The 24,454-nt window shown below is 71.2% G+C and carries 23 protein-coding genes; 8 read left to right on the top strand and 15 right to left on the bottom strand.

Annotated elements, in window-relative coordinates; translation table 11 throughout:
• Positions 1 to 54: 54 nt before the first annotated feature.
• From ACTMTU_RS25005 to ACTMTU_RS24950, 12 genes are all read right to left on the bottom strand, one after another.
• Complete coding sequence (locus ACTMTU_RS25005) at positions 55 to 447, bottom strand: YccF domain-containing protein (RefSeq protein ID WP_441265721.1); 393 nt, start codon at positions 445 to 447, stop codon at positions 55 to 57.
• Complete coding sequence (gene htpX, locus ACTMTU_RS25000) at positions 444 to 1,307, bottom strand: zinc metalloprotease HtpX (protein ID WP_441265720.1); 864 nt, start codon at positions 1,305 to 1,307, stop codon at positions 444 to 446. The genes ACTMTU_RS25005 and htpX overlap by 4 nt, the downstream gene beginning before the upstream one ends.
• 192 nt (positions 1,308 to 1,499) lie before the next feature.
• Entirely contained in the window at positions 1,500 to 3,038 is a 1,539-nt protein-coding gene (locus ACTMTU_RS24995; protein WP_441265719.1) for an NADH-quinone oxidoreductase subunit N, read from the bottom strand.
• Positions 3,035 to 4,627 (bottom strand): NADH-quinone oxidoreductase subunit M, encoded by a 1,593-nt coding sequence (locus ACTMTU_RS24990; protein WP_441265718.1) that lies wholly within the window; start codon positions 4,625 to 4,627, stop codon positions 3,035 to 3,037. Before ACTMTU_RS24990 ends, ACTMTU_RS24995 begins: the two co-directional genes overlap by 4 nt.
• A gap of 3 nt (positions 4,628 to 4,630) precedes the next feature.
• Positions 4,631 to 6,631 carry an NADH-quinone oxidoreductase subunit 5 family protein gene (locus tag ACTMTU_RS24985; protein WP_441265717.1) on the bottom strand — a complete coding sequence of 667 codons (2,001 nt, stop codon included), beginning with the start codon at positions 6,629 to 6,631 and terminating at the stop codon, positions 4,631 to 4,633.
• On the bottom strand, positions 6,628 to 7,011 hold the full coding sequence (gene nuoK / locus ACTMTU_RS24980) for an NADH-quinone oxidoreductase subunit NuoK (protein WP_441265716.1): 384 nt from the start codon (positions 7,009 to 7,011) through the stop codon (positions 6,628 to 6,630). The genes ACTMTU_RS24985 and nuoK overlap by 4 nt, the downstream gene beginning before the upstream one ends.
• Entirely contained in the window at positions 7,011 to 7,655 is a 645-nt protein-coding gene (locus tag ACTMTU_RS24975) for an NADH-quinone oxidoreductase subunit J family protein (RefSeq protein ID WP_441265715.1), read from the bottom strand. The genes nuoK and ACTMTU_RS24975 overlap by 1 nt, the downstream gene beginning before the upstream one ends.
• Complete coding sequence (locus tag ACTMTU_RS24970) at positions 7,652 to 8,335, bottom strand: NuoI/complex I 23 kDa subunit family protein (protein ID WP_441265714.1); 684 nt, start codon at positions 8,333 to 8,335, stop codon at positions 7,652 to 7,654. Before ACTMTU_RS24970 ends, ACTMTU_RS24975 begins: the two co-directional genes overlap by 4 nt.
• 2 nt (positions 8,336 to 8,337) lie before the next feature.
• Positions 8,338 to 9,303: a complex I subunit 1/NuoH family protein gene (locus ACTMTU_RS24965; protein WP_441265713.1), complete on the bottom strand. Its 966-nt coding sequence runs from the start codon at positions 9,301 to 9,303 to the stop codon at positions 8,338 to 8,340.
• Positions 9,300 to 10,730, bottom strand: a complete 1,431-nt coding sequence (locus ACTMTU_RS24960) for an NADH-quinone oxidoreductase subunit C (protein WP_441265712.1) — start codon at positions 10,728 to 10,730, stop codon at positions 9,300 to 9,302. The genes ACTMTU_RS24965 and ACTMTU_RS24960 overlap by 4 nt, the downstream gene beginning before the upstream one ends.
• Positions 10,727 to 11,425, bottom strand: coding sequence for an NADH-quinone oxidoreductase subunit B (locus ACTMTU_RS24955; protein WP_441265711.1), 699 nt, complete (start codon positions 11,423 to 11,425; stop codon positions 10,727 to 10,729). Before ACTMTU_RS24955 ends, ACTMTU_RS24960 begins: the two co-directional genes overlap by 4 nt.
• Positions 11,416 to 11,814: an NADH-quinone oxidoreductase subunit A gene (locus tag ACTMTU_RS24950; protein WP_005313712.1), complete on the bottom strand. Its 399-nt coding sequence runs from the start codon at positions 11,812 to 11,814 to the stop codon at positions 11,416 to 11,418. Before ACTMTU_RS24950 ends, ACTMTU_RS24955 begins: the two co-directional genes overlap by 10 nt.
• A 297-nt stretch (positions 11,815 to 12,111) precedes the next feature.
• On the opposite strand from ACTMTU_RS24950, the gene ACTMTU_RS24945 reads away from it, so the two are divergent.
• From ACTMTU_RS24945 to ACTMTU_RS24925, 5 genes are all read left to right on the top strand, one after another.
• Positions 12,112 to 13,311 carry a sensor histidine kinase gene (locus tag ACTMTU_RS24945; protein WP_441265710.1) on the top strand — a complete coding sequence of 400 codons (1,200 nt, stop codon included), beginning with the start codon at positions 12,112 to 12,114 and terminating at the stop codon, positions 13,309 to 13,311.
• 656 nt (positions 13,312 to 13,967) lie between these two features.
• Positions 13,968 to 15,299 (top strand): sensor histidine kinase, encoded by a 1,332-nt coding sequence (locus tag ACTMTU_RS24940; protein WP_441265709.1) that lies wholly within the window; start codon positions 13,968 to 13,970, stop codon positions 15,297 to 15,299.
• 228 nt (positions 15,300 to 15,527) lie between these two features.
• The gene (locus ACTMTU_RS24935) at positions 15,528 to 16,187 is read left to right on the top strand and encodes a LuxR C-terminal-related transcriptional regulator (protein WP_441265788.1); all 660 of its coding nucleotides are present in this window, start codon (positions 15,528 to 15,530) and stop codon (positions 16,185 to 16,187) included.
• Between the two features lie 273 nt (positions 16,188 to 16,460).
• Positions 16,461 to 18,407 carry a 2-oxoacid:acceptor oxidoreductase subunit alpha gene (locus tag ACTMTU_RS24930; RefSeq protein ID WP_441265708.1) on the top strand — a complete coding sequence of 649 codons (1,947 nt, stop codon included), beginning with the start codon at positions 16,461 to 16,463 and terminating at the stop codon, positions 18,405 to 18,407.
• On the top strand, positions 18,400 to 19,449 hold the full coding sequence (locus tag ACTMTU_RS24925) for a 2-oxoacid:ferredoxin oxidoreductase subunit beta (RefSeq protein WP_441265707.1): 1,050 nt from the start codon (positions 18,400 to 18,402) through the stop codon (positions 19,447 to 19,449). Before ACTMTU_RS24930 ends, ACTMTU_RS24925 begins: the two co-directional genes overlap by 8 nt.
• 13 nt (positions 19,450 to 19,462) lie before the next feature.
• Here ACTMTU_RS24925 and ACTMTU_RS24920 read toward each other — a convergent pair whose 3' ends face one another.
• Positions 19,463 to 19,864, bottom strand: a complete 402-nt coding sequence (locus ACTMTU_RS24920) for a winged helix-turn-helix transcriptional regulator (RefSeq protein ID WP_441265706.1) — start codon at positions 19,862 to 19,864, stop codon at positions 19,463 to 19,465.
• 96 nt (positions 19,865 to 19,960) lie between these two features.
• Here ACTMTU_RS24920 and ACTMTU_RS24915 point away from each other — a divergent pair, with 96 nt between their 5' ends.
• The 3 genes from ACTMTU_RS24915 (at position 19,961) to ACTMTU_RS24905 (ending at position 23,035) form a co-directional block, all read left to right on the top strand.
• Positions 19,961 to 20,821 (top strand): SDR family oxidoreductase, encoded by an 861-nt coding sequence (locus tag ACTMTU_RS24915; protein WP_441265705.1) that lies wholly within the window; start codon positions 19,961 to 19,963, stop codon positions 20,819 to 20,821.
• A 114-nt stretch (positions 20,822 to 20,935) separates the two neighbouring features.
• Positions 20,936 to 21,934, top strand: a complete 999-nt coding sequence (gene rarD, locus ACTMTU_RS24910) for an EamA family transporter RarD (protein WP_441265704.1) — start codon at positions 20,936 to 20,938, stop codon at positions 21,932 to 21,934.
• Between the two features lie 189 nt (positions 21,935 to 22,123).
• Positions 22,124 to 23,035, top strand: a complete 912-nt coding sequence (locus ACTMTU_RS24905; RefSeq protein ID WP_441265703.1) for a mechanosensitive ion channel family protein — start codon at positions 22,124 to 22,126, stop codon at positions 23,033 to 23,035.
• 350 nt (positions 23,036 to 23,385) lie between these two features.
• Here ACTMTU_RS24905 and ACTMTU_RS24900 read toward each other — a convergent pair whose 3' ends face one another.
• Positions 23,386 to 23,739 (bottom strand): DUF6401 family natural product biosynthesis protein, encoded by a 354-nt coding sequence (locus tag ACTMTU_RS24900; RefSeq protein ID WP_441265702.1) that lies wholly within the window; start codon positions 23,737 to 23,739, stop codon positions 23,386 to 23,388.
• 89 nt (positions 23,740 to 23,828) lie between these two features.
• Positions 23,829 to 24,440 carry a CGNR zinc finger domain-containing protein gene (locus tag ACTMTU_RS24895; RefSeq protein WP_441265701.1) on the bottom strand — a complete coding sequence of 204 codons (612 nt, stop codon included), beginning with the start codon at positions 24,438 to 24,440 and terminating at the stop codon, positions 23,829 to 23,831.
• Positions 24,441 to 24,454: the final 14 nt, after the last annotated feature.

Here is a 24,454-nt window from a genome sequence, read left to right as displayed (position 1 = left end):
GTTCCGCGGCGGCCGGTCGGACGGGCAGCAGTCCGGCGGACGAGGTCCGGGCGCTCAACGCGCCGCGAACGGTTGATCGGTCGGGACGATCTCCCTGCCGAGCGGCATCAGCGACACCGGGATGAGCTTGAAGTTGGCGATGCCGAACGGGATGCCGATGATCGTCAAGCAGAGAGCGAGGCCCGTGACGATGTGACCCAGTGCCAGCCACCAGCCGGCCAGGACCAGCCACAGGACGTTGCCGACCAGGGAGGGTGCGCCGGAGTCGCGGCGGTCCGCCGTCGTGTAACCGAAGGGCCAGAGGGCGTAGACCCCGATGCGGAACGACGCCAGACCGAACGGGATGCCGATGACGGTGACGCAGAGGATCAGCCCCGCCACCAGGTATCCGAGGAACAGCCAGAAGCCGCTCAGGACCAGCCATATGACGTTCAGGATTGTCTTCATCGGCGAGGACCTGCCATCTGCTCGAGTCGGGCGATTCGTTCCGCCATGGGCGGGTGGGTCGAGAACATCTTCGCGAGGCCGCGGCCCGGCCCGAACGGGTTGGCGATCATCATGTGGCTGGCGGTCTCGAGCCGCGGCTCCGGCGGCAGCGGGAGCTTTTTCGTGCCGGCGTCCAGCTTGCGCAGTGCGCTGGCCAGGGCCAGTGGGTCACCGGTGAGCTGGGAGCCCGACGCGTCCGCCTCGAACTCCCGGGAGCGGCTCACGGCGAGCTGGATCACGGACGCCGCCAGCGGGCCGAGCAGCATGATCAGCAGCATGCCGACCAGGCCGGGGCCTTCGTCGTCGTCGGACCGGCCGATGGGGATCAGCCAGGCGAAGTTCACCAGGAACATCACCACGGAGGCGAGGGCCCCGGCCACCGAGGAGATGAGGATGTCGCGGTTGTAGACGTGGCTGAGTTCGTGGCCGATGACTCCCCGCAGCTCACGCTCGTCGAGGATGCGCAGAATCCCTTCCGTGCAGCACACCGCCGCATTGCGGGGGTTGCGGCCGGTGGCGAACGCGTTGGGGGCCTGGGTCGGCGAGATGTAGAGCCGCGGCATGGGCTGACGGGCGGCGGTGGAGAGTTCGCGGACCATGCGGTACAGGGCGGGCGCCTCGAATTCGCTCACCGGGCGTGCGCGCATGGCGCGGAGGGCCAGCTTGTCGCTGTTCCAGTACGCGTAGGCATTGGTGCCGAGCGCCACGACGAGCGCGACGAAAAGCCCCGTCCGGCCGAAGAAGCTGCCGATGACGAGGATCAGTGCGGACAGTCCCCCGAGGAGTACGGCGGTTTTGAGCCCGTTGTGCCGGCGGTGCACGGTACGCCCTCCAGATGGTGCGGCAGGGGAACCCTTTGCGTGGTGCTCCACTCTCCAGTGGACCCTTCTGTACTGGTCAACGCCAGGCGAGGGGCACTGGTTCCCTTGCGCTCCCGGGCCCGCGTCACGGCCGAACGGGTGAGCCCGCGGAGCGGGCCGGCCCGGGAGGGATCCGGATAGGGACCGCCGCGGCTAGAACAGGCTCTCCGCGGCGTACCGCAGGACCAGCTGCGGGTAGCCGGACAGGACGACGCCCACGGCCGCGGTGAGGGCCACGGCGACAGTGACCGGAGCGGGAATCACCTTCCGGGCGGCCTCCCCCGCCGTCCCTGCCGCCTCGTCCGCCTCCGCCGCCTCGGGGGCCCGGAAGAGGACGGCCGTCCACTGGAGGTAGTAGAAGAGGGCGATCACGACGTTGACGCCCATGACGACGGCCAGCCAGCCGAGGCCCGCGTCGACGGCCGCGGAGAACACGGTCACCTTGGCGAAGAGGCCGACGATGCCCGGCGGCAGTCCCGCGAGGCAGAGCAGGAAGAAACCCATGGCCAGCGCGACGAGCGGCCGGCGGTGGTACAGGCCGCGGTAGTCGGAGATCCGGTTGAGCGGCCGCGTGCGGGCGACGACGGCCGCCACCGCGAACGCGCCCAGGTTCACCACGGCGTACATCAGCGCGTAGGCGACGGTCGCGCCGATCTGGTCGTCGCTGGAGTACGCGGCGGCGGCGATCGGCACGAGCAGATATCCGGCCTGTGCCACGGAGGACCAGGCCAGCAGTCGCACCGCGCTCCATGTGCGTGACGCGGACTGGCGCAGTGCCGCGACGTTGCCGGCGGTCATGGTCAGGGCGGCGAGAACCGCCATCGCCGGGCCCCAGATGTCCGCGTACCCGGGGAACGCGATCACGGTGACCAGGATGAGCCCGGTGAATCCGACGGCCTTGCCGATGACGGAGAGGTAGCCGGCGATCGGCAGCGGCGCCCCGACATAGGTGTCGGGCACCCAGAAGTGGAAGGGAACGGCGGCCGTCTTGAAGGCGAAGCCGACGAGGGTCAGTGCGACGCCGGCCTTGGCGAGCGTGTCCAGTTGGCCGGGGACGTCCTCCAGCCCGGCTGCCACCTGCGTGAGGTGCAGCGTCCCTGTGGCGGCGTACACGAAGCTGACGCCGAGGAGGGTCACGGCGGTCGCGGTGACGGAGGAGAGGAAGAACTTCAGGGCGGCTTCGCTGGAGAGCCGGTCGCCGCGCCTGAGGCCCACCAGCGCGAAGGCCGGCAGTGAGGCCACCTCGAGGGCGACCACGAGCGTCGCGAGGTCGCGGGAGGCGGGCAGCAGCGCCGCGCCGGCGGCGGACGAGAGCAGCAGGAACCAGAACTCGCCGGGCGGCAGCTTCTCGCGGGTGTCCGTGAGGGAGAGCAGCGCCGTCAGCAGCGCCCCGCCGAGCACGAGGAACTGGATCACCAGCGTGAACTGGTCGGCGGTGTAGCTGCAGACGTCCGGGTTGTCGGTCAGGCAGAAGGTCGAGCGGTCGCCCTTGCGCAGCGGGAGGAGCGCGGCCATCGACACGACGAGACCGGCGATCGCCGCAGCACCCAGGAGAGGCTTGCGCCGGTCGGCGACGAACAGGTCGGCGACGAGGATCACCAGCGCGACGGCCGCGGTGATCGTGGGCGGCGCGATCGCCGCCCAGTCGACGGACTGGACGAGGCTGCTGGCGCCGTCGGCTGCCACGGTCACGACTTGCCTCCTGAGAGGAGCTTCTGCACGGCCGGGTCGGTGAGGCCGAGGAGGACCGCGGGCCACAGTCCGGCGATGACGGTCAGGGCCACGAGCGGGGACCATGCCGCGAACTCGTACGCGCGGACGTCGGCGACCGGCTCGGGCCGCTGCTCGTCAAGGGCTTCGGGCAGCCGGCCGCCCATGCAGACCCGGCGCACCACGACGAGCAGGTACGCGGCGGTGAGCAGGGTGCCGAACGCGCCGATCGACATGAAGGTGAGGAAGGCCGGGCGGCTGAGCCCGTCGGCCGGGTCGAACGCTCCGAACAGCGCGAGCATCTCGCCCCAGAATCCGGCGAGTCCGGGCAGCCCGAGGGAGGCGACGGCGGCGAAGGCGAGCAGGCCGCCGAGGCGCGGCGCGCGACCGTACAGCGCGGCGCCGGTGGCGCCGGCGAGTGTGTCGAGGTCGGCGGTGCCGTAGCGGTCCTTGACCGCTCCGACCAGGAAGAACAGCAGGCCGGTGATGAGGCCGTGGGCGATGTTGGCGAAGAGTGCGCCGTTCACGCCGGTCGGCGTCATCGTCGCGATGCCGAGCAGCACGAAGCCCATGTGACCGACGGACGAATACGCGATCAGGCGCTTCAGGTCGCCGCCCGAGCCGCTGCGCGCGAGTGCCAGGCAGGCCAGGGAACCGTAGACGATGCCGACGGCCGCGAACGCGGCCAGGTACGGGGCGAAGGTCCGCATCCCGTCAGGTGCGACGGGCAGCACGATGCGGACGAAGCCGTACGTCCCCATCTTCAGCAGCACGCCGGCGAGGAGGACCGAGCCGACGGTCGGTGCGGCGGTGTGGGCGTCGGGAAGCCAGGTGTGCAGGGGCCACATCGGCGTCTTCACGGCGAGCCCGAGACCGATCGCCAGAACGGCGATGACCTGCACCGACGTGGTCAGTCCCCGGCCGTTGTCAGTGGCGAGTGCCACCATGTCGAATGTGCCGGCCTTCAGCCCGATCAGCAGGAGGCCGAGCAGCATGACCACGGAGCCGAGCAGCGTGTAGAGGATGAACTTCCAGGCGGCGGGCTGCCTTTCCTCGCCGCCCCAGCGGGCGATGAGGAAGTACATCGGGATGAGGACCATCTCGAAGGCCAGGAAGAACAGCAGCAGATCGAGCACGGCGAAGGTCGCCAGGGTGCCGGACTCCAGGACCAGGAGCAGGGCGACGAAAGCCTTCGGGGACGGGCCCGCGGGCATGTTGAAGTAGCTGTACAGCGCGCAGAGGAAGGTCAGCAGAGCCGTCAGCACGAGAAGGGGGAGCGAGATGCCGTCGATGCCGAGGTGGATCCGCACGTCGAGTGCCGCGATCCAGCTGATGTCGGTCGTGGCCTGCATCTTCGACGGCTGGTCGTGGTCGAAGCCGAGCGCCAGGACGGCCGCCGCGAGCAGGATCGCGCCGGTGACGGTCACGCCGTGGCGCAGGACCGCCTGGTCGGGGCTGCTGCCGCGCAGCCCGGGCGGGGCGGGCAGCAGGGCGGCCGCGGCGCCGACCAGCGGAGCGACGACGATGAACCCGAGAAGGAACTGCATCACGGACTCGCTGATATCGATCACGGCTCACGATCCGGCGTTGACGTTGGAAAGGACGACGGCGGCGATCGCCAGGACGACGGAGCCGGCGAGCAGCGCGCTCAGGTAGGTCTGGACGTTTCCGGTCTGGGCGCGCCGGACGGCCGTGCCGAGCCAGCGGGTGCCGGTGCCGGATCCGCGTACGTAGGTGTCGACGACCTCACGGTCCAGGAACCGGACCAACTGGGCCGCTGCACGCACGGGGCGGACGAACAGCACGGAGTAGAGCGCGTCGACGTGGAAGCCGGCGGCGGCATGGCGGTGGAGCGGGCCGAGCAGCAGCCGTGCGGGGTCGGCCGGGTCGTGGGCCGCGGCGATGTCGCCGTAGGCAGGGGTGTGGGTGGCGATGGCCTCGGCCTCCGAGACGGCCGGTTCGGCGTCCGGGTGGGCGGCGACGGCGCCGATGGGCAGGCGGGCGGCGATCGCGGTGGAGTGCCGCCAGGCTCCGTAGGTGACCAGGCCGCCGACGAGGGCGACGCCCGTGCCGAGGACGGCGGTGGTGAGCGTCGGCGTGAGCGCGTGGCCGTCGAACCAGCGGGGCAGCCGGCCGGCGGTCAGTCCGAAGGCGAGCGAGGGGACGGCGAGGACCCACAGCACGGTGGTCATCGACAGCGGCTGCCGGCCGTGGTCGGGGGCTTCGGCGCCGCGGCCGCGGAAGGTCAGCAGCCACAGCCGGATCGCGTAGGCGGCGGTCAGGACCGCGGTCAGCAGTGCGGCGACGAGCACGAACCAGCCCGCGGTGACGGGCGCTGTGGCGGAGTCGCCGAGTGCGGTGTGCTCGGCGGCCACGAGGACGGCTTCCTTGGAGAAGAAGCCGGCGAAGGGCGGGATCGCGGCGAGGGCGAGCAGAGCGACGGTCATCGTCCAGTAGGCGTCGGGGACGCGCTTGGCGAGGCCGCTCATCCGGGACATGGCGGCGAGCGAGTTGGTGCCGGCGGCATGGATGATCACGCCGGCGGCGAGGAACAGCAGCGCCTTGAACGCACCGTGGGACAGGAGGTGGAAGACGGCGGCGCCACGGTCCCCGACGGCCAGGGCACCGGACATGTAGCCGAGTTGCCCGATGGTCGAGTAGGCGAGGACGCGTTTGATGTCGTCCTGCGCGAGGGCGGCCAGGGCTGAGCCGACCATCGTCACGGCCGCCATCACGGCGAGCACGGTCATGGCCGCGGCGGAGGCCGCGAAGAGAGGAAGGAGCCGGGCCACGAAATAGATACCGGCCGCGACCATCGTCGCGGCGTGGATCAGCGCGGAGACGGGCGTGGGGCCCGCCATCGCGTCAGGGAGCCAGGTGTGGAGCGGGAACTGCGCCGACTTGCCGGCGACACCGGCGAGGAGGAGCAGCGCGATGAGCGTCGGGTGCTCGATGGCGTCGGCGGCGACGGCTCCGAGGATCCCGGTGATCCGGAAGGTGCCCGCGTCCGCCGCGAGGGCGAACAGGCCGATCAGGAAGGGGACATCGCCGAGTTTGGTGACCAGGAAGGCTTTGAGGGAGGCGGCGCGCGCCTCGGGAGTCTCCCAGTAGTGGCCGACGAGGAAGTACGAGCAGATGCCCATGATCTCCCAGCCGACCAGCAGCACCATCAGGTCGCCGGAGTAGACGACGAGCAGCATGGCGGAGGTGAACAGCGAGACGAGGGCGGCGTACGAGGGGTAGCGCGGGTCGTCGCGGAGGTAGCCCGTCGAATAGATCTGCACGCACGAGGCGACGACGCCGACGAGGATCGCGGCGAGCGCCGCGAAGCCGTCGATGTGGACGGCGAGGTCGATCGGGACCGAGCCGGTCGGGGTGAGCTGCGTGGACGCGTCGATCGCCCTGCCGCCGTCCTGGCGGACGGCGACGACGGCGGCCAGCACGGCCGCGGCGAGCGTCGGCAGGACGGCGAGCGGACGGACGAAGCCGGGCGCGGTGCGGCCGAGGAGCAGTCCGGCCGCGGCGCCCAGGAACGGAAGGAGGGGGACGAGGACGGCGAGGGTCGTGGTGGTCACGCGGTGGCCTCGGCCTTCTCCTCGCGGTCGGTGGATGTCTCGCCGTGCGGGCCGGGCGAGTCGGTCCCGTGCGCCGTCTCCGCGGTGTCACGCAGGCGGTCGACGTCGGAGCTGCCGCGGTTGCGGTAGACCATCAGCACGATCGACAGTCCGATGCCGATCTCGGCGGCGGCGATGGCGATGATGAAGAGGGTGAGCGCCTGGCCGGCGTGCAGGGTGTCGCGGAGCCAGACGTCGAAGGCGACGAGGTTGAGGTTGACGGCGTTGAGCATCAGCTCGACGGACATCAGGACGAGGATCGCGTTGCGGCGGGCGAGCACCCCGTACAGCCCGATGCTGAAGAGGAGCACCGCGAGCACGGCTGGATAGGCGAGGTGCATCAGCTGTTCCCCTCTCGGGCCGGTCGGTCCGCACGGCCCGCCGGGGTGTCCTTGCCTCTGCCGGCTGTCGGGGCTGTCCGGGACGCCGGGACCGGGCCGGGCTCCTCACCGTCCTTGCGGGACAGGACGATCGCGCCGATGAGGGCGGCGAGCAGCAGTACGGACAGCGCCTCGAACGGCAGCACCCAGTGCCGGAAGAGGATCTCGCCGGACACCTTCGTGGAGCCCTGGGCCGGTCCTTCAAGGTCGATCCAGGTGGTGCGGAAGGCGTCGACCACGACCCACACGAGGGACACGGCGGCGACGGAGGCCACGCCCAGGGCGACCCACCGGTTGCCCGAGTCGGCGTCCGGTGAACGGCCGATGGGCGCCTTGGTGAGCATCAGACCGAAGAGCAGGAGGACGACCACGGAGCCGACATAGATCAGGACCTGCACCCAGGCGATGAACTCCGCGGTGAGCAGGAGGTACTCGACGGCGAGGCCGCCGAGCGCCACGACCAGCCAGAGGGCGGCGTGCACCAGTTGCCGGGTCGTGACGGTTATGACGGCCGCGCCGAGCGTCACCACGCCCACGAGCAGGAAGGCGATCTCGACACCGGCGGGGGAAAGGAAACCGTGCGTCGCGGCTGCGGCGAACGTCATGCCGGACCTCCCTGGCCCGATGCCGGGCCGCTTTCGTCAGCGGGGCGGTCACCGCCGGCCGACGGAGCGCCGTCCGCGCCCGGCGGGGTGGCCGCGCCAGGCGGGGTGGCCGCGGCAGGCGGAGTGGTCGCGCCCGGCGGGGTGTTCGCGTCCGCTTCCGCGGCGGCGAGCTTCTCCGCCGTCTTGCGGGCGGCGCCGATCTCCTTCGGCTCCTCGGCGCCCGGGTCCAGTGCCGGCGGTGCGGGCACCGTCCACATCCACTCGCGGAGCTTGTCGCGCTCGTGGGTGAGTTCGCGGATGTCCGTCTCCGCGTACTCGAACTCGGGCGACCAGAACAGCGCGTCGAAAGGACAGACCTCGATGCAGATACCGCAGTACATGCACAGGGAGAAGTCGATGGCGAACCGGTCGAGGACGTTACGGCTGCGCTCGCGGCCACCGGGTACGGCGGCAGGCACTGTCTCCTTGTGGGAGTCGATGTAGATGCACCAGTCGGGGCACTCACGGGCGCAGAGCATGCAGACCGTGCAGTTCTCCTCGAACAGGCCGATGACGCCGCGCGAGCGGGGCGGGAGTTCGGGCTGGACATCGGGGTACTGGGCGGTGACGGTCTTCTTCGTCATCGTCCGCAGGGTGACGGCCAGGCCCTTGGCGAGGCCGGATCCGGGGATGGGAGACACGTCTAGATCACCACCTTGACGATGCCGGTGAGGGCGATCTGGGCGAGAGCGAGCGGGATGAGGACCGTCCATGCGAGCTTCTGCAACTGGTCCTCACGCATACGGGGATACGTCACCCGCAGCCAGATGACGATGAACGCGAGCACGGCGGTCTTGAGCAGGGTCCACACCCAGCCGAGGCCGTCGGCGCCGAACGGACCGTGCCAACCGCCCAGGAAGAGGACGGTGGTGAGCCCGCACAGCACGACGATGCCCGCGTACTCGGCGAGGAGGAACAACGCGAAACGAAGACCGGTGTACTCGGTGTACGCGCCGAAGATGATCTCGGAGTCGGCGACGGGCATGTCGAACGGCGGCCGCTGAAGCTCGGCGAGACCTGCGACGAAGAAGACGATGGCGCCCACGATCTGCCAGGGCAGCCACCACCACTCGAAGGCGTTGAGGATGCCGGCCAGCGACACCGTCCCGGCCGCCATGGCGACGGAGGCGGCGGTCAGGAGCATCGGCAGCTCGTACGCGAGCAGCTGGGCGGCGGTGCGCAGGCCGCCGAGCAGGGAGAACTTGTTGGCCGAGGCCCAGCCGGCCATGAGGGAGCCGAGCACACCGACGCCCATGACGGCGAGGACGAAGAAGATGCCGGCGTCGACGACGATCCCGACCGCGCCCTCGCTCGGGCCGATCGGGATCGCGACGAGGACGAGGAGGTAAGGCAGGAGCGCCACGGCGGGAGCGAGCTGGAAGACGCGGCGGTCGGCCTCCGCCGGCACCACGTCCTCCTTCTGCGCGAACTTCACACCGTCCGCGACGAGCTGGGCCCAGCCGTGGAACCCACCGGCGTACATGGGGCCGAGACGGCCCTGCATGTGGGCCATCACCTTGTGCTCGGTCTGTCCGATGACGAGAGGGAGGACGAGGAACACGGCGAAGACGACGATGAGCCGGAAGGCGACGTCGAGTGCGTCGTTCACGCGGGGTCGCCTCCGGCAGGTCGGTTCGCCTCGTCGTCGTCGGGTCCGTCGGCGGATCCGGGCGCGGGCGTGGGTGTGGACGGGGGTGCGGGCGTGGGGTTGTCCGGTTCGGAGTCAGGTTCGGCTCCGGGTCCGGGTCCGGGTTCCGCGACGCGTTCCGGTCCCGCCTCGGGCTCGGGACCTGCTTCCGGCCCGGGGGCCGCTGCGGGCTCGGGTGCCGCCGGCTCGGATTCCGCGTCGCGTTCGGCTCGCGCCTCGGGCGCGGGTCCAGCCCCGGGCTCGGTCCCGGGGACGGGCCCGGGCTCGCGGGTCCTGTCCTTGCGGGCGGGCGGCTCGGTGCCGGTCTCCGTGTCCTCGAAGGCTGGGCGGGCGTGGTGCCACGGTGCGTCGGAGCTCCGGGAGCGCGGCGGCGCCACGGCCTCGGCCGGGCCGGTGGGCCGGGCCTTCTCCGCAGCGCCCGATGCGCCAGGTGCGCCCGACGCCTCCGGTGCCGTGGACGGCTCGTGTGCCTTGGTCTCTTCCGCCGGCGGCGTGGTCCTGGAGCCGGCCTGGGAGACGGAGCCCTCGCTCGCACTGCGCGACCGCCGCGGGGCCGCCGCAGGCGTCTCACCCTGCGAGGCAGACCCCTCGCTCGCACTGCGCGACCGCCGCGGGGCCGCCGCAGGCGTCTCACCCTGCGAGGCAGACCCCTCGCTCGCACTGCGCGACCGCCGCGGGGCCGCCGCAGGCGTCTCACCCTGCGAGGCAGACCCCTCGCTCGCACTGCGGGTGCGGCGCGGCGGACGCTCGCCCGCGGCCGCCGCGGCCGCCCCGGCGCGGGGTGTGCGGGCGGGTCGGGCGGGGGCGGGCGGGAGCTGGCCCTTGAGGGGGCCCCACTCGTTCGGGTCCGGGACGCCCGGCGGCAGCATCTGGCGGCGCTTCGGCCCGCCGTGCTCGGACTCCCCCGGCTCCTTGGCGCCGGGCCAGGCCTTGGCGACCCGGGCGGCGAGCACGAAGTCCTTGCGCAGCGGATGTCCCTCGAAGCCGTCCGGCAGCAGCAGTGGCACCTGATGCGGATGGCCGGTGAAGTCGACGCCGAACATCTCGTGCGTCTCGCGCTCGTGCCAGCTCGCGCCGGCGTAGACCTCGACGGCCGACGGCAGGGACGGGGCGCCGTGCGGAACCGTCGTACGCACCAGCAGCCGGCGGACCGTACGGCCGTCCAGCGAGACGACGTGCGCGCAGATCCGGAATCCGGTGCCCGGCTCGTCGACGGCGCTGAGCCAGTCGAAATAGGTGCAGCCCAGCTTGTCGCGGGCGATCTCCAGGGCAGCGATCCAGGAGCCGACGGGGACGTCGACGGTGAGCAGTTCGTAGGTCCGCTCGGCTGTCGCCTCCTCGCCGAAGATCTCGGTGACGGCGTCGGGGAGGCTGTCGTACAGGTTCACCGCTCCCCCTCCGGCCCGGATTCGGCGCCGGACCCGGCACTCGGGCCGGTCCCGGACTCGGCCGGCGGCGGAGTGATCAGGCCGCTCCGCAGGGCCGTGGTGGAGGGACGGGCGGCGCCGGTCTTCTCCCCGCCGTGTCCGTAGCGTTCGTCGAGCGACTCGCGGGCGATCTTCTCCTGGAGCTTGAGGATGCCCTGGAGCAGCGCCTCGGGGCGTGGCGGGCAGCCGGGCACGTAGACGTCGACGGGGATGATCTGGTCGACGCCCTTCGTCACGGAGTACGAGTCCCAGTACGGGCCGCCGCAGTTCGAGCAGGCGCCGAAGGAGATGACGTACTTCGGCTCGGGCATCTGCTCGTACAGGCGCTTCACCGCGGGGGCCATCTTGTCGGTCACCGTGCCGGAGACGATCATCAGGTCCGCCTGGCGCGGGCCCGGCGCGAAGGGGATCACGCCGAGCCGGATGAAGTCGTGCCGGGCCATCGACGCGGCGATGAACTCGATGGCGCAGCAGGCGAGTCCGAAGTTGAAGACCCACAGGCTGTAGCGGCGTCCCCAGTTGAGGATCACCTTCATCGGTTCCGGGGCGAGGCGGGCGAGGGCTCCCAGTCGCCGGGGCTCCGGCAGGAACTCCGGGGCCGGGGCCGGGCTCGCAGCCTGGCTCGAGGTCTGGTTCGAGGTCGGGGTCACGTCCATGTCAGGACCCCCTTCTTCCATGCGTAGAGCAGTCCCACGGCCAGGAAGCCGAGGAAGATGAACATCTCCACGAGAGTCGTCGCGCCGTAGCCGTCGGCGGCGAACACCGTCGCCCACGGGAAGAGGAAGATCGAGTCGACCGCGAAGATCACGTACAGGAAGGCGTAGACGTAGTAGCGGACCTGGGTGTGCGCCCAGCCCTCGCCCACCGGGTCGACACCGCACTCGTAGGTCAGCAGCTTCTCCGGCGTCGGGACGACGGGGCGCAGCAGCCGGCCCGCGGTGAACGCGACAGCGACGAACAGCACGCCGATCAGCGCGAGCAGCCCTACGACGGAGTAGCTCCGGAAGTACTCCGTCGCGAGCACGACTCCGGTCGGTTCCGGCACGTCCGTCCCCTCGCTCCCTGACCCGGTCGGCCTTGTCGGTGCGTTGTCGTCGTCGTTGCCACGTCGCTACGTCGCCACGTCGCGCTTCGGCACGCTTCGTTTCTTCGCTACGACTGTGCTTGTCACCGCTCCGACGATCACTACGCACGATCTGTACGCACGGGAGTCTAGGCCCTGCTAAAGAGAGCGTAAGCAGTCGTGTCACGCATCGGTCGACCGCCGGGTGGGGTTATCCCTACTTCGCCCCACCCATGTACCCCATGGCGTACGGCGGTCCCGCCCGGCAGGCTTGCCCTCATGACCGCGAGCATCACCGCCCCCGACAACGACCGGCCGCCACCCGCGCGCTTCGCCTTCGACCGCCACACGTGGAAGGAGATCGCTCATCTGCTGGCCAACCTGCCGATCGCGCTCCTCGGGTTCGTCTATGCGACGGTCACGATCAGCGTCGGCGCCGGCCTCTCAGTGACGGTGATCGGCATGCCGCTGCTGGCCCTCGGCCTCATGGGGGCCCGCGGCATCGGCAAGGCGGAACGGGCGCGGGCCCGCGCGCTGCTCGGGGTGCGGATCGACGAGCCGAGCCCACTGCCCGGTCCGGCGCACGGTGAGGGCGTGATCGCGTCGGTGTGGTCCCGGCTGAAGGACCCGGTGGCCTGGCGTTCGGTGCTGTACTCGTTCATCCGGCTGCCGTGGGGCGTCCTCACCTTCACCATCATGGTGGTGGCCCTCTTCGTCCTGTGGCCCGTGCTCCCCTTCATCGCGCGCGGGCTGTCCAACGCGGACCGCGCGATGGTGCGGGGTCTGCTGTCGCCGTCCGACGAACTGGAACGGCGCATCGCCGAGTTGGAGTCGGACCGCGGAGTCGTCGTGGACACGGCCGCGGCGGACCTGCGCCGTATCGAACGTGACCTCCACGACGGCGCCCAGGCCCGGCTGGTCGCGCTCGCGATGGGGCTCGGCCTCGCCAAGGAGAAGCTCCTCGAGGATCCGGACGCCGCGGCCGCGATGGTGGACGAGGCACACGGCGAGGTGAAGCTCGCGCTGCAGGAACTGCGCGACCTGGCCCGGGGCATCCATCCCGCCGTACTGACCGACCGCGGCCTGGACGCGGCGCTCTCCTCGGTCGCGTCCCGGTGCACGGCACCGGTGACGGTCACCGTCAACCTGGACGAGCGGCCGGCGGCCGCGATCGAGGGCATCGCCTACTTCACCGTCTCCGAGCTGCTGCAGAACGTGAGCAAGCACGCGGGCGCGACCCGCGCCTCTGTGGACGTGTGGCGGTCCGGGGACCGCCTGTTGCTCCAGGTCATGGACGACGGCAAGGGCGGGGCCCGGCTCGACGGCGGTACCGGCATGGCCGGTCTCGCAGAACGGCTCGGCGCCGTGGACGGCCTCTTCGTCCTGGACTCGCCGCCGGGCGGTCCGACGACGGTCACGGCGGAGCTGCCGTGGCGTGTCAGGGAGGCGAGCGAGGCGCGCGGAGCGCGCACCCACTGACGCTGCGTGGGGACGCGAGGCGTCCCCGCGCAGCGGGCCGCGTCGTATCCCCGGGAACAGGCCGCTCCCGGCCTGCCTGCAGGGACGCGTCGTCCCCGGGAACAGGCCGCACACAGCCTTCGGGCCGCCCCGTCCGCAACACCGATGCCCACCCGGTCCCCCTTCCGCCGCCCCCAGCACGCACCGCTCCCAAGTACGCGCCCGCAGCGGTCGGGCCGCCCCCGGGCGGAACCCACACGCCTCCGCCGACCGCGCCGGTCCCCTCGGCCACCCGCCCACACGGCCTCACGGCCTCACCCCACCGACCTCACCCTCCGGTCATCCACGGGCCGTCACAGCCGCCGGGCAGCGGCTGCGGCGGCCCTTCCTGGGCTCCGCGCCGCCCCCACCGGTGCCGGCGCCGAGAGGACGGGGTTCGGCGGTGTGCGGCTCCGCGCCCCCACCACCCCCCACCACCACCGGCGCCGGAGAGGATTGGGTGCCCGTCGGGTGGGGGCTCCACGCCGCCCCACCGGTAGCGGCGAGGACCGGCGTCGGCGGTACCGGTGGTGGGGAAAACCCCCCGCCGAACAGGGATACCGCCCTCATGGTGCGGAACCGGCCGCCACAGCAGGCTTACGGGTATGACAGCCCGCTTCGCAGATCGGACGACTTCGATGGCCACGGACCACGGATACGGCTCGCCGGCGCGCCGGGACCATTTCCTCCCTCCCGTACTGCGCGCGCCCTTCGAGGGCCGTACCTGGCGCGAGTTCGGTTACCTCGTGCTGAACCTTCCGCTCGCGACCGCGGTCTTCGTGTTCGCGGTGACCATGACGTCGCTCGGCGCCGGGCTCCTCGTCACGTTCCTCGGCGTCCCCGTGTTCGCCGCCTCCCTCGCCGCCCTCCGCGGTTACGGAGCGCTGGAACGGGCCCGCGCACGGGCCCTGCTCGATCTGGACGTGGCGGCGCCCGAGCCGGTGCTCAGCAGCGGGCGCGGACGCAAGAACGGCGTGGCCGCGTGGATCGGCGGCATCCTCAAGAGCGGCGTGTCCTGGCGCCACCTGCTCTACGCGTTCCTCCACTTCCCCTGGGCGGTCTTCGGCTTCTCGGTCTCCGTGACCCTGTGGGTGACCGGCTGGTCGCTGCTGCTCTACCCGCTGTGGCAGTGGGTCTTCCCGATGTGGGGCGGTGTCGACGGCCTTCAGCTGTACGGGGACGGGACGCACAACTTCTACCTCGACACGCCCCTGGAGATCGCCGCCACCAGCGTCGTCGGCCTGCTCTTCACGCTCATGACGCCGTGGGTCATGCGGGGCCTGACGAGCGTCGACCGCTTGATGGTGGCCGGGCTCCTCGGGCCGTCGCGGCTCGCGACCCGTGTCGTGGAGCTGGAGTCGGACCGTGGCGTGGTGGTGGACACCGCGGCGGCCGACCTCCGCCGTATCGAACGCGATCTTCATGACGGCGCGCAGGCCCGGCTCGTGGCGCTCGCGATGGATCTCGGCCTCGCGAAGGAGAAGCTGGCGGAGGACCCCGAGGCCGCGGCCCGGATGGTCGACGAGGCGCACGGCGAGGTGAAGGTGGCGCTCCAGGAGCTGCGGGACCTCGCCCGCGGGATCCACCCGGCGGTCCTGACGGACCGCGGTCTGGACGCCGCGCTCTCCGCCATCGCCTCGCGCTGCGCCGTCCCCGTGGCGGTGGAGGTGGACCTGGACTCGCGGCCGGCACCCGCGACAGAGGGCATCGCCTACTTCACCGTCTCCGAACTGCTGCAGAACGTCAGCAAGCACGCGCGGGCCACCCGCGCCTCCGTCGACGTGTGGCGTTCCGAGGACCGGCTGATGCTGCAGGTCAGGGACGACGGCAGGGGTGGCGCCGGGCTGTCCGCCGGCAGCGGTCTCGCCGGGCTCTCGGAACGGCTGGGCGCCGTGGACGGCATCCTGGCGGTCGACTCCCCGGCGGGCGGCCCGACCTCGGTGACCGCGGAACTCCCCTGGCGCGGCTGACCCCGGGAGCATCCGGTCCCCCGGCGCCCCCGCCCTGGCGGGGGGCGCCGTCCTGTCTGAGCCCCGCCCCCGCCCCACCGTGGCAACCCCCTGCCCCACTTCTGCGTCCCCCGGTGCGGTGACCGGGAAAAGCCCGAGGCGGGCCCGGGGGCGCTCCGATCCTGGGATGCTGGGACGGGCAGAGTGGGAAACACATCAACAGGGGGACACGGGACTGTGGAGGACAGCGTGCGGGTGGTCATCGCCGAGGATTCCGTACTGCTTCGGGAGGGCCTGACCCGGCTGCTGACCGACCGGGGACACGACGTGGTCGCCGGGGTGGGTGACGCGGAGGCCCTGATCAAGACGATCGACGAGCTGGCCGCGCAGAGCGCGCTGCCGGACGTCGTGGTCGCGGACGTCCGTATGCCCCCGACGCACACCGACGAGGGTGTGCGGGCGGCGGTGCAGCTGCGCCGCGACCATCCCGGAGTCGGGGTGCTGGTCCTGTCCCAGTACGTGGAGGAGCAGTACGCCACGGAACTGCTGGCCGGGAGCAGCCGGGGAGTGGGCTACCTGCTCAAGGACCGGGTAGCGGAAGTACGAGAGTTCGTCGATGCCGTGGTGCGGGTCGCGCAGGGCGGTACCGCACTGGACCCGGAGGTCGTGGCGCAGCTGCTCGGCCGCAGCCGTAAGCAGGACGTGCTGGCGGGTCTCACCCCGCGCGAGCGTGAGGTGCTGGGTCTGATGGCCGAGGGCCGTACGAATTCGGCGATCGCCAAGCAGCTCGTCGTGAGCGACGGGGCGGTGGAGAAGCATGTCAGCAACATTTTCCTGAAGCTCGGGCTCTCTCCCAGCGAGGGCGACCACCGGCGCGTACTGGCGGTGCTGACGTACCTCAATTCGTGACCGTCCGGCGGGCCGGGGGGATCCCGGCCCGCCGGCGCTCTGCCGGTCCTCGAGCGATGCGGTAGGCCCGGGGCCGGAGTATGAGGGGGGAGCGGCTTCCGGGAAGGCCAAGGGCAGGGAAAGCATGACGAACCAGGGCGTCACGGCGTCACTGCTGGGCGTCCGACATGCGAGCGGTCCGGGGAAGGCGACCCTTACGGTCGTAGGGTGGCCAGTGGGACGGCCGGTGGGCCGGTCGGGCCCGAGGAACCGCCTCGAGGGAGGTCCAGTTCAGTGACCAGCAAGGTCAGTAGCCCGGCCGAGCAGGCCGATGAGGTCAACGGGTCCGATGAGGCCCTCGTCGGCGAGCAGCGCAGGCGCGCCGGCGAAAAGGAGATCCGCCGTCTGGACCGGGTGATCATCCGTTTCGCGGGTGACTCCGGCGACGGCATGCAGCTCACGGGTGACAGGTTCACCTCGGAGACGGCGTCGTTCGGCAACGACCTCTCCACACTTCCCAATTTCCCCGCCGAGATCCGGGCGCCCGCCGGCACCCTGCCGGGCGTCTCCAGCTTCCAGTTGCACTTCGCCGACCACGACATCCTCACCCCGGGTGACGCACCGAACGTCCTGGTGGCCATGAACCCGGCGGCCCTGAAGGCGAACATCGCCGACGTGCCGCGCGGCAGCGAGATCATCGTCAACACCGACGAGTTCGCGAAGCGGGCCATGGCGAAGGTGGGCTACGAGACGTCGCCGCTGGAAGACGGGTCGCTCGACGGCTACAGCGTCCATCCGGTGCCGCTGACGACGCTGACGATCGAGGCCCTGAAGGACTTCGGGCTGTCCCGCAAGGAGGCCGAGCGCAGCAAGAACATGTTCGCGCTCGGGCTGCTGAGCTGGATGTACCACCGTCCCACGGAGGGTACGGAGAGCTTCCTGCGGCAGAAGTTCGCCAAGAAGCCGAACATCGCCGAGGCGAACATCGCGGCGTTCCGGGCCGGCTGGAACTTCGGCGAGACCACGGAGGACTTCGCGGTCTCCTACGAGGTGGCCCCGGCGAGCACGGCGTTCCCGACGGGCACGTACCGCAACATCTCCGGGAACCTGGCCCTGTCGTACGGGCTGATCGCGGCGAGCAAGCAGGCGGACCTGCCGCTCTACCTGGGCTCCTACCCGATCACCCCCGCTTCCGACATCCTGCACGAGCTGTCGAAGCACAAGAACTTCGGCGTGCGCACCTTCCAGGCCGAGGACGAGATCGCCGGGATCGGGGCGGCGCTGGGCGCCGCGTTCGGCGGCTCTCTCGCCGTCACGACGACCTCCGGTCCCGGTGTGGCGCTCAAGTCGGAGACCATCGGGCTCGCGGTCTCGCTCGAGCTGCCGCTGCTGGTGGTGGACATCCAGCGTGGTGGTCCCTCGACCGGGCTGCCGACGAAGACGGAGCAGGCGGATCTGCTGCAGGCCATGTACGGGCGCAACGGTGAGGCGCCGGTGCCGGTCGTCGCGCCGCGCACACCCGCGGACTGCTTCGACGCGGCACTGGACGCGGCGAGGATCGCGCTGACGTACCGGACGCCGGTGTTCCTGCTCTCCGACGGCTATCTCGCCAACGGCTCGGAGCCGTGGCGCATCCCGGACGTCGACGAGCTGCCCGATCTGCGGGTGCAGTTCGCCACCGGCCCGAACCACGAACTGGCCGACGGCACAGAGGTGTTCTGGCCCTACAAGCGCGACCCGCACACCCTGGCCCGCCCCTGGGCGGTGCCGGGCACCCCGGGCCTGGAGCACCGTATCGGCGGCATCGAGAAGCAGGACGGCACCGGCAACATCTCGTACGACCCGGCCAACCACGACTTCATGGTCCGCACCCGCCAGGCCAAGATCGACGGCATCGAGGTCCCCGACCTCGACGTCGACGATCCCGACGGCGCGCGCACCCTCGTCCTGGGCTGGGGCTCCACCTACGGGCCGATCACGGCGGCGGTGCGCCGGCTGCGCACCACCGGCACCCCGATCGCCCAGGCGCATCTGCGCCATCTCAACCCGTTCCCGAAGAACCTCGGGACGGTGCTGAAGCAGTACGACAAGGTCGTCGTGCCCGAGATGAACCTCGGCCAGCTCGCCGGCCTCGTCCGGGCGAAGTACCTCGTCGACGCACGCTCGTTCAACCAGGTCAACGGCATGCCGTTCAAGGCGCAGCAGCTCGCCCACGTCCTCCAGGAGGCCATCAATGACTGAGGCGCTCTCGCTGGTGCCCAAGGCCGAGGCCAAGCAGTCCATGAAGGACTTCAAGTCCGACCAGGAAGTGCGCTGGTGCCCCGGCTGCGGCGACTACGCCGTCCTCGCGGCCGTGCAGGGCTTCATGCCGGAACTGGGGCTGGCGAAGGAGAACATCGTCTTCGTCTCCGGCATCGGCTGCTCGTCGCGTTTCCCGTACTACATGAACACCTACGGGATGCACTCCATCCATGGCCGCGCCCCCGCCATCGCCACCGGCCTGGCCTCGTCCCGCCGTGATCTGTCCGTCTGGGTGGTCACCGGCGACGGTGACGCGCTGTCCATCGGCGGCAACCACCTCATCCACGCCCTGCGCCGCAACGTCAACCTGAAGATCCTCCTGTTCAACAACCGGATCTACGGGCTCACCAAGGGCCAGTACAGCCCCACGTCGGAACTGGGCAAGATCACCAAGTCAACGCCGATGGGCTCCCTCGACGCCCCGTTCAACCCGGTGTCGCTGGCGATCGGCGCGGAGGCCTCGTTCGTCGCCCGTACCGTCGACTCCGACCGCAAGCACCTCACCGAGGTGCTGCGCCAGGCCGCGGACCATCAGGGCACGGCGCTGATCGAGATCTACCAGAACTGCAACATCTTCAACGACGGCGCCTTCGAAGTCCTCAAGGACAAGGAGCAGGCGCAGGACGCGGTCATCCGGCTGGAGCACGGGCAGCCGATCCGCTTCGGCGCCGAGGGCGGCAAGGGCGTGGTCCGCAACCGGTCCACCGGCGACCTCGAGGTGGTGGCCGTCACGGCGGAGAACGAGTCGGACATCCTGGTCCACGACGCGCACGCGGCGTCCCCGACCACGGCGTTCGCGCTCTCGCGGCTCGCCGACGCGGACACGCTCCACCACACCCCGATCGGTGTGCTCCGCAGTGTTCAGCGCCCGGTCTACGACACGCTCATGGCCGAACAGCTCGACACCGCCGTCGAACAGCACGGCAAGGGCGACCTGGCCGCCCTGCTCACCGGCAACGACACCTGGACGGTCGTCGGCTGACGATCGTCGGGCCTCACAGGGAGGCGGCGGCGCGTGCCTTCTCGTCGTCGTACGAGACGCGCGCCGCCTCCACGTCCGTCACCCGCCGCTCGCTCCAGCGGGCCAGCCCCCACACCTGGTCGGCGGCCTCCTTGCCGAGCGGGGTGAGCGAATAGTCCACGCGGGGCGGGATGACGGGCTTGGCGTCACGGTGCACGAAGCCGTCGCGCTCCAGCGTCTGGAGGGTCTGGGCGAGCATCTTCTCGCTGACCCCGCCGATCTCCCTGCGCAGTTCGCTGAAGCGGTACGAGCGCTCCAGCAGAGCGGCCAGCACGAGGACTCCCCACCGGCTGGTGACGTGCTCGAGGATCAGCCGGGACGGGCACATCTCGCGGTTCACATCGGGGACGCGGAGCCGGTCATCACTTACAGCCATACCAGTACCTTACTTCAAAGTGGGTACTTACGAATAGTTAGTGAGTTCCCTAGGGTCGATCCGGAGCACGCCCCCCGTGAAACGGAGAAACCCCACATGAACATCGTCGTGACCGGTGCCACCGGAGCCCTCGGCCGTCTCGTCGTCGACGAACTGCTCGCCACCGTCCCCGCCGAGCGGGTCGCCGCCGTCGTCCGCGACAAGGAGAAGGGCGCGGACCTCGCCGACCGCGGGGTCGAGCTGCGCGTCGCCGACTACGACGAGCCCGCCACTCTCGACGGGGCCTTCCGCCCCGGCGATCGCGTCCTGCTCGTCTCCGGCAGCGAGGTGGGCCGCCGGGTGCCGCAGCACACCGTGGTGATCGAGGCGGCGAAGGCGGCCGGCGTCGCCCAGCTGGCGTACACCGGCGTCCTCGGCGGGCCCGACGCGGACTTCGACCTGGCTGCCGAGCACCGGGCGACCGAGCAGCTGATCCTCGACTCCGGCGTCCCGTACACCTTCCTGCGCAACGGCTGGTACACGGAGAACTACACCGCCGCCCTCCCCTCCGTCCTGGAGCACGGGGCGGTCGTCGGCAGCGCCGGTGACGGCCGGATCGCCTCCGCCACGCGCGCCGACTACGCGGCCGCCGCCGCGGCCGTGCTGACCGGCGAAGGACACCTGGGCCGGGCGTACGAGCTGAGCGGTGACACGGCATGGTCACTGGCCGAGTACGCGGCCGAACTGACGCGGCAGACCGGCCGCACCATCACCTACAACGAGGTCCCGGCCGAGACCCATCTGTCGATTCTCACCGGGGCGGGCGTGCCGGAGCCGTTCGCCCGCATCCTCGTCGACGTCGACGCGGCCATCGCGCGCGGCCTTCTGGCGCGGACCACCGGCGACCTGGCCCGGCTCGCCGGACGGCCCACCACGCCGCTTGCCGACACGATCTCGGCGGCGCTGACCGGCGTCTGATCCGACCGGCCCCTCACCAAGATCCGTCATGACCGTATGGCGATACGGGCATGACATCCCGCCCCTGCCGGGCGTACCTTCTTCGAGGGACGCGCGCGCACGGCGGGAGGGTCAGTGAAGTCGGACAAGGAACAGCGGGCAGGACTGCTGTACGGGATCGGTGCCTACGGGATGTGGGGCCTGGTCCCGCTCTTCTGGCCACTGCTCAAGCCGTCCGGCGCCATGGAGATCCTCGCCCACCGGATGGTCTGGTCCCTCGCCATCGTGGGCATCGCCCTCCTGGCCCTCCGGCGGTGGGGCTGGATACGCGAACTGGTCCGGGAACCACGCAAGCTGGGGCTCATCGCCCTTGCCGCCGCGGTGATCACGGTCAACTGGGGCCTCTACATCTGGTCCGTGAACTCGGGCCATGTCGTCGAGGCCTCGCTCGGCTACTTCATCAACCCGCTGGTCACCATCGCCATGGGCGTGCTGCTCCTGAAGGAACGGCTCCGCCCCGCACAGTGGGCCGCGGTCGGTATCGGCCTCGCCGCGGTGCTGGTCCTGGCCATCGGCTACGGGCAGCCGCCATGGATCTCGCTGACACTCGCCTTCTCCTTCGCCACGTACGGACTCGTGAAGAAGAAGGTCAACATCGGCGGGCTGGAGTCGCTGGCCGCCGAGACCGCCGTCCAGTTCCTGCCGGCGATGGCGTTCCTCGTCTGGCTGGGCGCGGACGGCTCCGCGACCTTCGGCCCCCACGGCGCCGGGCACGCGGCGCTGCTCGCCGCGACCGGTCTGGTGACGGCCGTACCGCTGGTCTGCTTCGGCGCCGCGGCGATCCGGGTCCCGCTCTCCACGCTGGGGCTCCTCCAGTACCTGGCCCCGGTCTTCCAGTTCCTGCTGGGCATCCTCTACTTCCACGAGGCCATGCCGGCGGAGCGCTGGGCGGGCTTCGCCCTGGTGTGGCTGGCCCTGACCTGCCTGACCTGGGACGCGCTGCGCACCGCGCGCCGCAACAAGGCCGAAGCCCTGCGGCTGGCGGCCCAGGCGGCCGCCTCCGGCGCGGCGCCCGTCACCACCGGACATGCCGGCGCTGCCGCGGCCCGCGCCGCGGACGGGCCCGCCTCCTGATACGGGCAGCGCCTTACACGCCCCGGCCGCGTCATGCGGCCGGGCCCCGCCCACGAGGACCAATAACCACTCGAACGGCGCAGCTCCCGCTCCCGGCGCAGGCCGGGACCTGCCGACCGGTGCTACCACCGGAAGTCCAGGCCCCGGTCGGACGGACCGCGGTAGTCCACAGAGCGGAGTGAGTGCGCCATGCAGCAACCCCTCGCGCTATCGGTCGACTTCGGCCAAGGCCTCAGCGACGCGTGGTCCGCCGTGGCCAAGTTCATCCCGAAGTTCATCGCTTTTCTGGCGATCCTGGTCATCGGCTGGTTCATCGCCAAGGCGATAGCCAAGGTGGCCGACAAACTGCTGCGCAAGGTCGGCTTCGAGCGGATGTCGGAGCGCAGCGGTCTCTCGAACACCCTCAGGAACTCGAACTACGACGCCACGGGGATCATCAGCAAGATCCTCTACTACGCGATCCTGCTGGTCGCCCTGCAACTGGCTTTCGGGGTGTTCGGACCGAACCCGATCAGCAACATGATCAACGGGGCGGTTTCCTGGATCCCGAAGGCCATCGTCGCCTGTGTCATCGTCGTCGTGGCCATGGCCATCGCGCGTGCCGTCCGCGACATCATCCAGGGCGCCCTGTCCGGGACCTCCTACGGCCGGATGCTCGGGACGATCGCCTGGGCATTCATCGTGGGGCTCGGCGTGATCGCCGCGCTCAGCCAGGCCCAGATCGCGACCTCGGTCACCGGTCCGGTGCTCTGGGCTGCGCTCGCCGCGATGGCGGGCATCCTGATCGTCGGCGTCGGCGGCGGCCTCATCGGTCCGATGCGGCAACGCTGGGAGCGGTGGCTCGCGACTGCCGAGGCCGAGTCGGGCCGCGCCAAGGACACCATCAGCGCCTACCAGCGCGGTCGTGCCGACGCCGCCGCGGGCCAGCCCGCGGGCGAGCGGCAGGCGGCGCGACCGGACATGGGCAGCCAGGAGGCGGGCCGCCAGGGCAAAGGTCCCGACTTCGGGCGGGAGCCCGGCCCGGAGCAACGGCGCGACCGGGGCCGCGGCCCGGACTCCGGTCCGCAGCCGCCGCTGGGCAACGGCCGCGACCCCATGTGACGGGCGCGGGACGAATCCGGACGCTTCCTCGCCGGTCACCGGCCGCCAGGAAGCGCCCGCGGCACGTCCCGGCGGGTCACCCTCACGAATCCCGGCCCGGCAGGCCTACTCCGGGACCAGCGGCCGGCAGGCCTTGCCGCCGCTCACGCCGACATGTCACGGCCCAACAGGTCCTGCCCGCCGCTCATGGCTCAGCAGGTCCTGCTCACGGATCACCAGCAGGCCAAGCTCCCGGACCGGCACCCGGCCGGTTCTGCCCGCCGCTCACGGCTCGGCCGGTCGTGCTCGCGGCTCATGGCCCGGCACGTCGCGATCGGGGGATCAGGTGCCCAGCAGATCGCGCTGCCGGATCAGCCGGCCAGCAGGTCGTGCTCGCGGATCAGCCAGCAGACGGCGGTGAGCCGCAGCGTCGCGAAGTCGTAGCCGACCGGTTCCGACCAGTCGGTCTCCGCGAGCCAGTCGGTGAACCCCAGGACGTAGTCCGCGAGATCCTCCCGCCGCACCATGCCGGCCGACTCCTCGCGGGGCGCCCGGCGGGGGCCGGGGACCAGCGGCATCAGGGCATCTCGCACCGCCGCCGCGTGCTGGTCGACGGCAGCGACAAGCCCCGGTTCGAAGGAGAACTCCGAGAGCCGGGGCATGTATGTGGCGGCAACGCCGACCAGCGGGCAGCCGGGCGGCCCGCTGTGGGGCAGGGCGTCCATCCCTACACGTTAGACGCAGAACGGTCGCCCCCAGACGTGACATCGGTCGCAGAACGCCCCCTGGGGCCGACTGCCGCGGCTGTCGCCGTTCATCGGTCATCTTCGGAGTGGCGGGCGCGGTGTGCCCGTACCTTGTTGCGGTTGCCGCACCGCTCCATCGCGCACCAACGGCGGCGCCCCGGCCGTGAGGTGTCGACGAAGACCAGCCGGCAGTCGTGCGATCCGCACTCACGGACCCGGTGCGCGTACGGACCGGTGAAAAGGTCCACGGCGTCTCGGGCCACGGTGGAGAGCAACTGCCCGGCCGTCGCGTCCGGCGACCACTGTCTCGATCCGTCCGCGCCGATACGGGGCACCAGCGCGGGGGCCGCGGCCGCCGCGTTGACCACGGACACGTCGGCAGGGTCCATGGCGTCGCCGTGCGCCGTCGCGGCGGCCATGCCCCACACGGCGTTCCGCAGGGTGCGGGCGGCGGCCACCCCCGCGTCGTCCACGCTCAGGCGCAACTCCCCGGGCAGCCGGCAGGCCGCCACCCAGCGCAGCAGCGCGGCCGGGTCGTGCAGAACCTCGTAGCCCGCGAGGCTGCCGGGGCCGCCGGTGGTGAGCAGTTCCAGGCACAGCGCGCCCGGGTCGAAGCGGAACGCGCCGCCGGAGGGGGGTTCCAGCAGCATGCCCGGCGTGTCCGTTGCCCTGTTCACCATGTAACCACTATAAC

It is taken from the genome of Streptomyces sp. OZ13 (assembly GCF_052068155.1).
Taxonomy (GTDB): domain Bacteria; phylum Actinomycetota; class Actinomycetes; order Streptomycetales; family Streptomycetaceae; genus Streptomyces.
This window is presented reverse-complemented; position numbering and strand designations above follow the sequence as displayed.

Coding starts and splice junctions, on each gene's coding strand:
- ACTMTU_RS24900 (WP_441265702.1), bottom strand. CDS start 23,739: ATGGACGCCCTGCCCCACAGCGGGCCGCCCGGCTGCCCGCTGGTCGGC.
- ACTMTU_RS24945 (WP_441265710.1), top strand. CDS start 12,112: ATGACCGCGAGCATCACCGCCCCCGACAACGACCGGCCGCCACCCGCG.
- ACTMTU_RS24955 (WP_441265711.1), bottom strand. CDS start 11,425: ATGGACGTGACCCCGACCTCGAACCAGACCTCGAGCCAGGCTGCGAGC.
- nuoK (WP_441265716.1), bottom strand. CDS start 7,011: ATGCACCTCGCCTATCCAGCCGTGCTCGCGGTGCTCCTCTTCAGCATC.
- ACTMTU_RS24915 (WP_441265705.1), top strand. CDS start 19,961: ATGAACATCGTCGTGACCGGTGCCACCGGAGCCCTCGGCCGTCTCGTC.
- ACTMTU_RS24975 (WP_441265715.1), bottom strand. CDS start 7,655: ATGACGTTCGCCGCAGCCGCGACGCACGGTTTCCTTTCCCCCGCCGGT.
- ACTMTU_RS25005 (WP_441265721.1), bottom strand. CDS start 447: ATGAAGACAATCCTGAACGTCATATGGCTGGTCCTGAGCGGCTTCTGG.
- ACTMTU_RS24920 (WP_441265706.1), bottom strand. CDS start 19,864: ATGGCTGTAAGTGATGACCGGCTCCGCGTCCCCGATGTGAACCGCGAG.
- ACTMTU_RS24905 (WP_441265703.1), top strand. CDS start 22,124: ATGCAGCAACCCCTCGCGCTATCGGTCGACTTCGGCCAAGGCCTCAGC.
- ACTMTU_RS24925 (WP_441265707.1), top strand. CDS start 18,400: ATGACTGAGGCGCTCTCGCTGGTGCCCAAGGCCGAGGCCAAGCAGTCC.
- ACTMTU_RS24940 (WP_441265709.1), top strand. CDS start 13,968: ATGGCCACGGACCACGGATACGGCTCGCCGGCGCGCCGGGACCATTTC.
- ACTMTU_RS24895 (WP_441265701.1), bottom strand. CDS start 24,440: ATGGTGAACAGGGCAACGGACACGCCGGGCATGCTGCTGGAACCCCCC.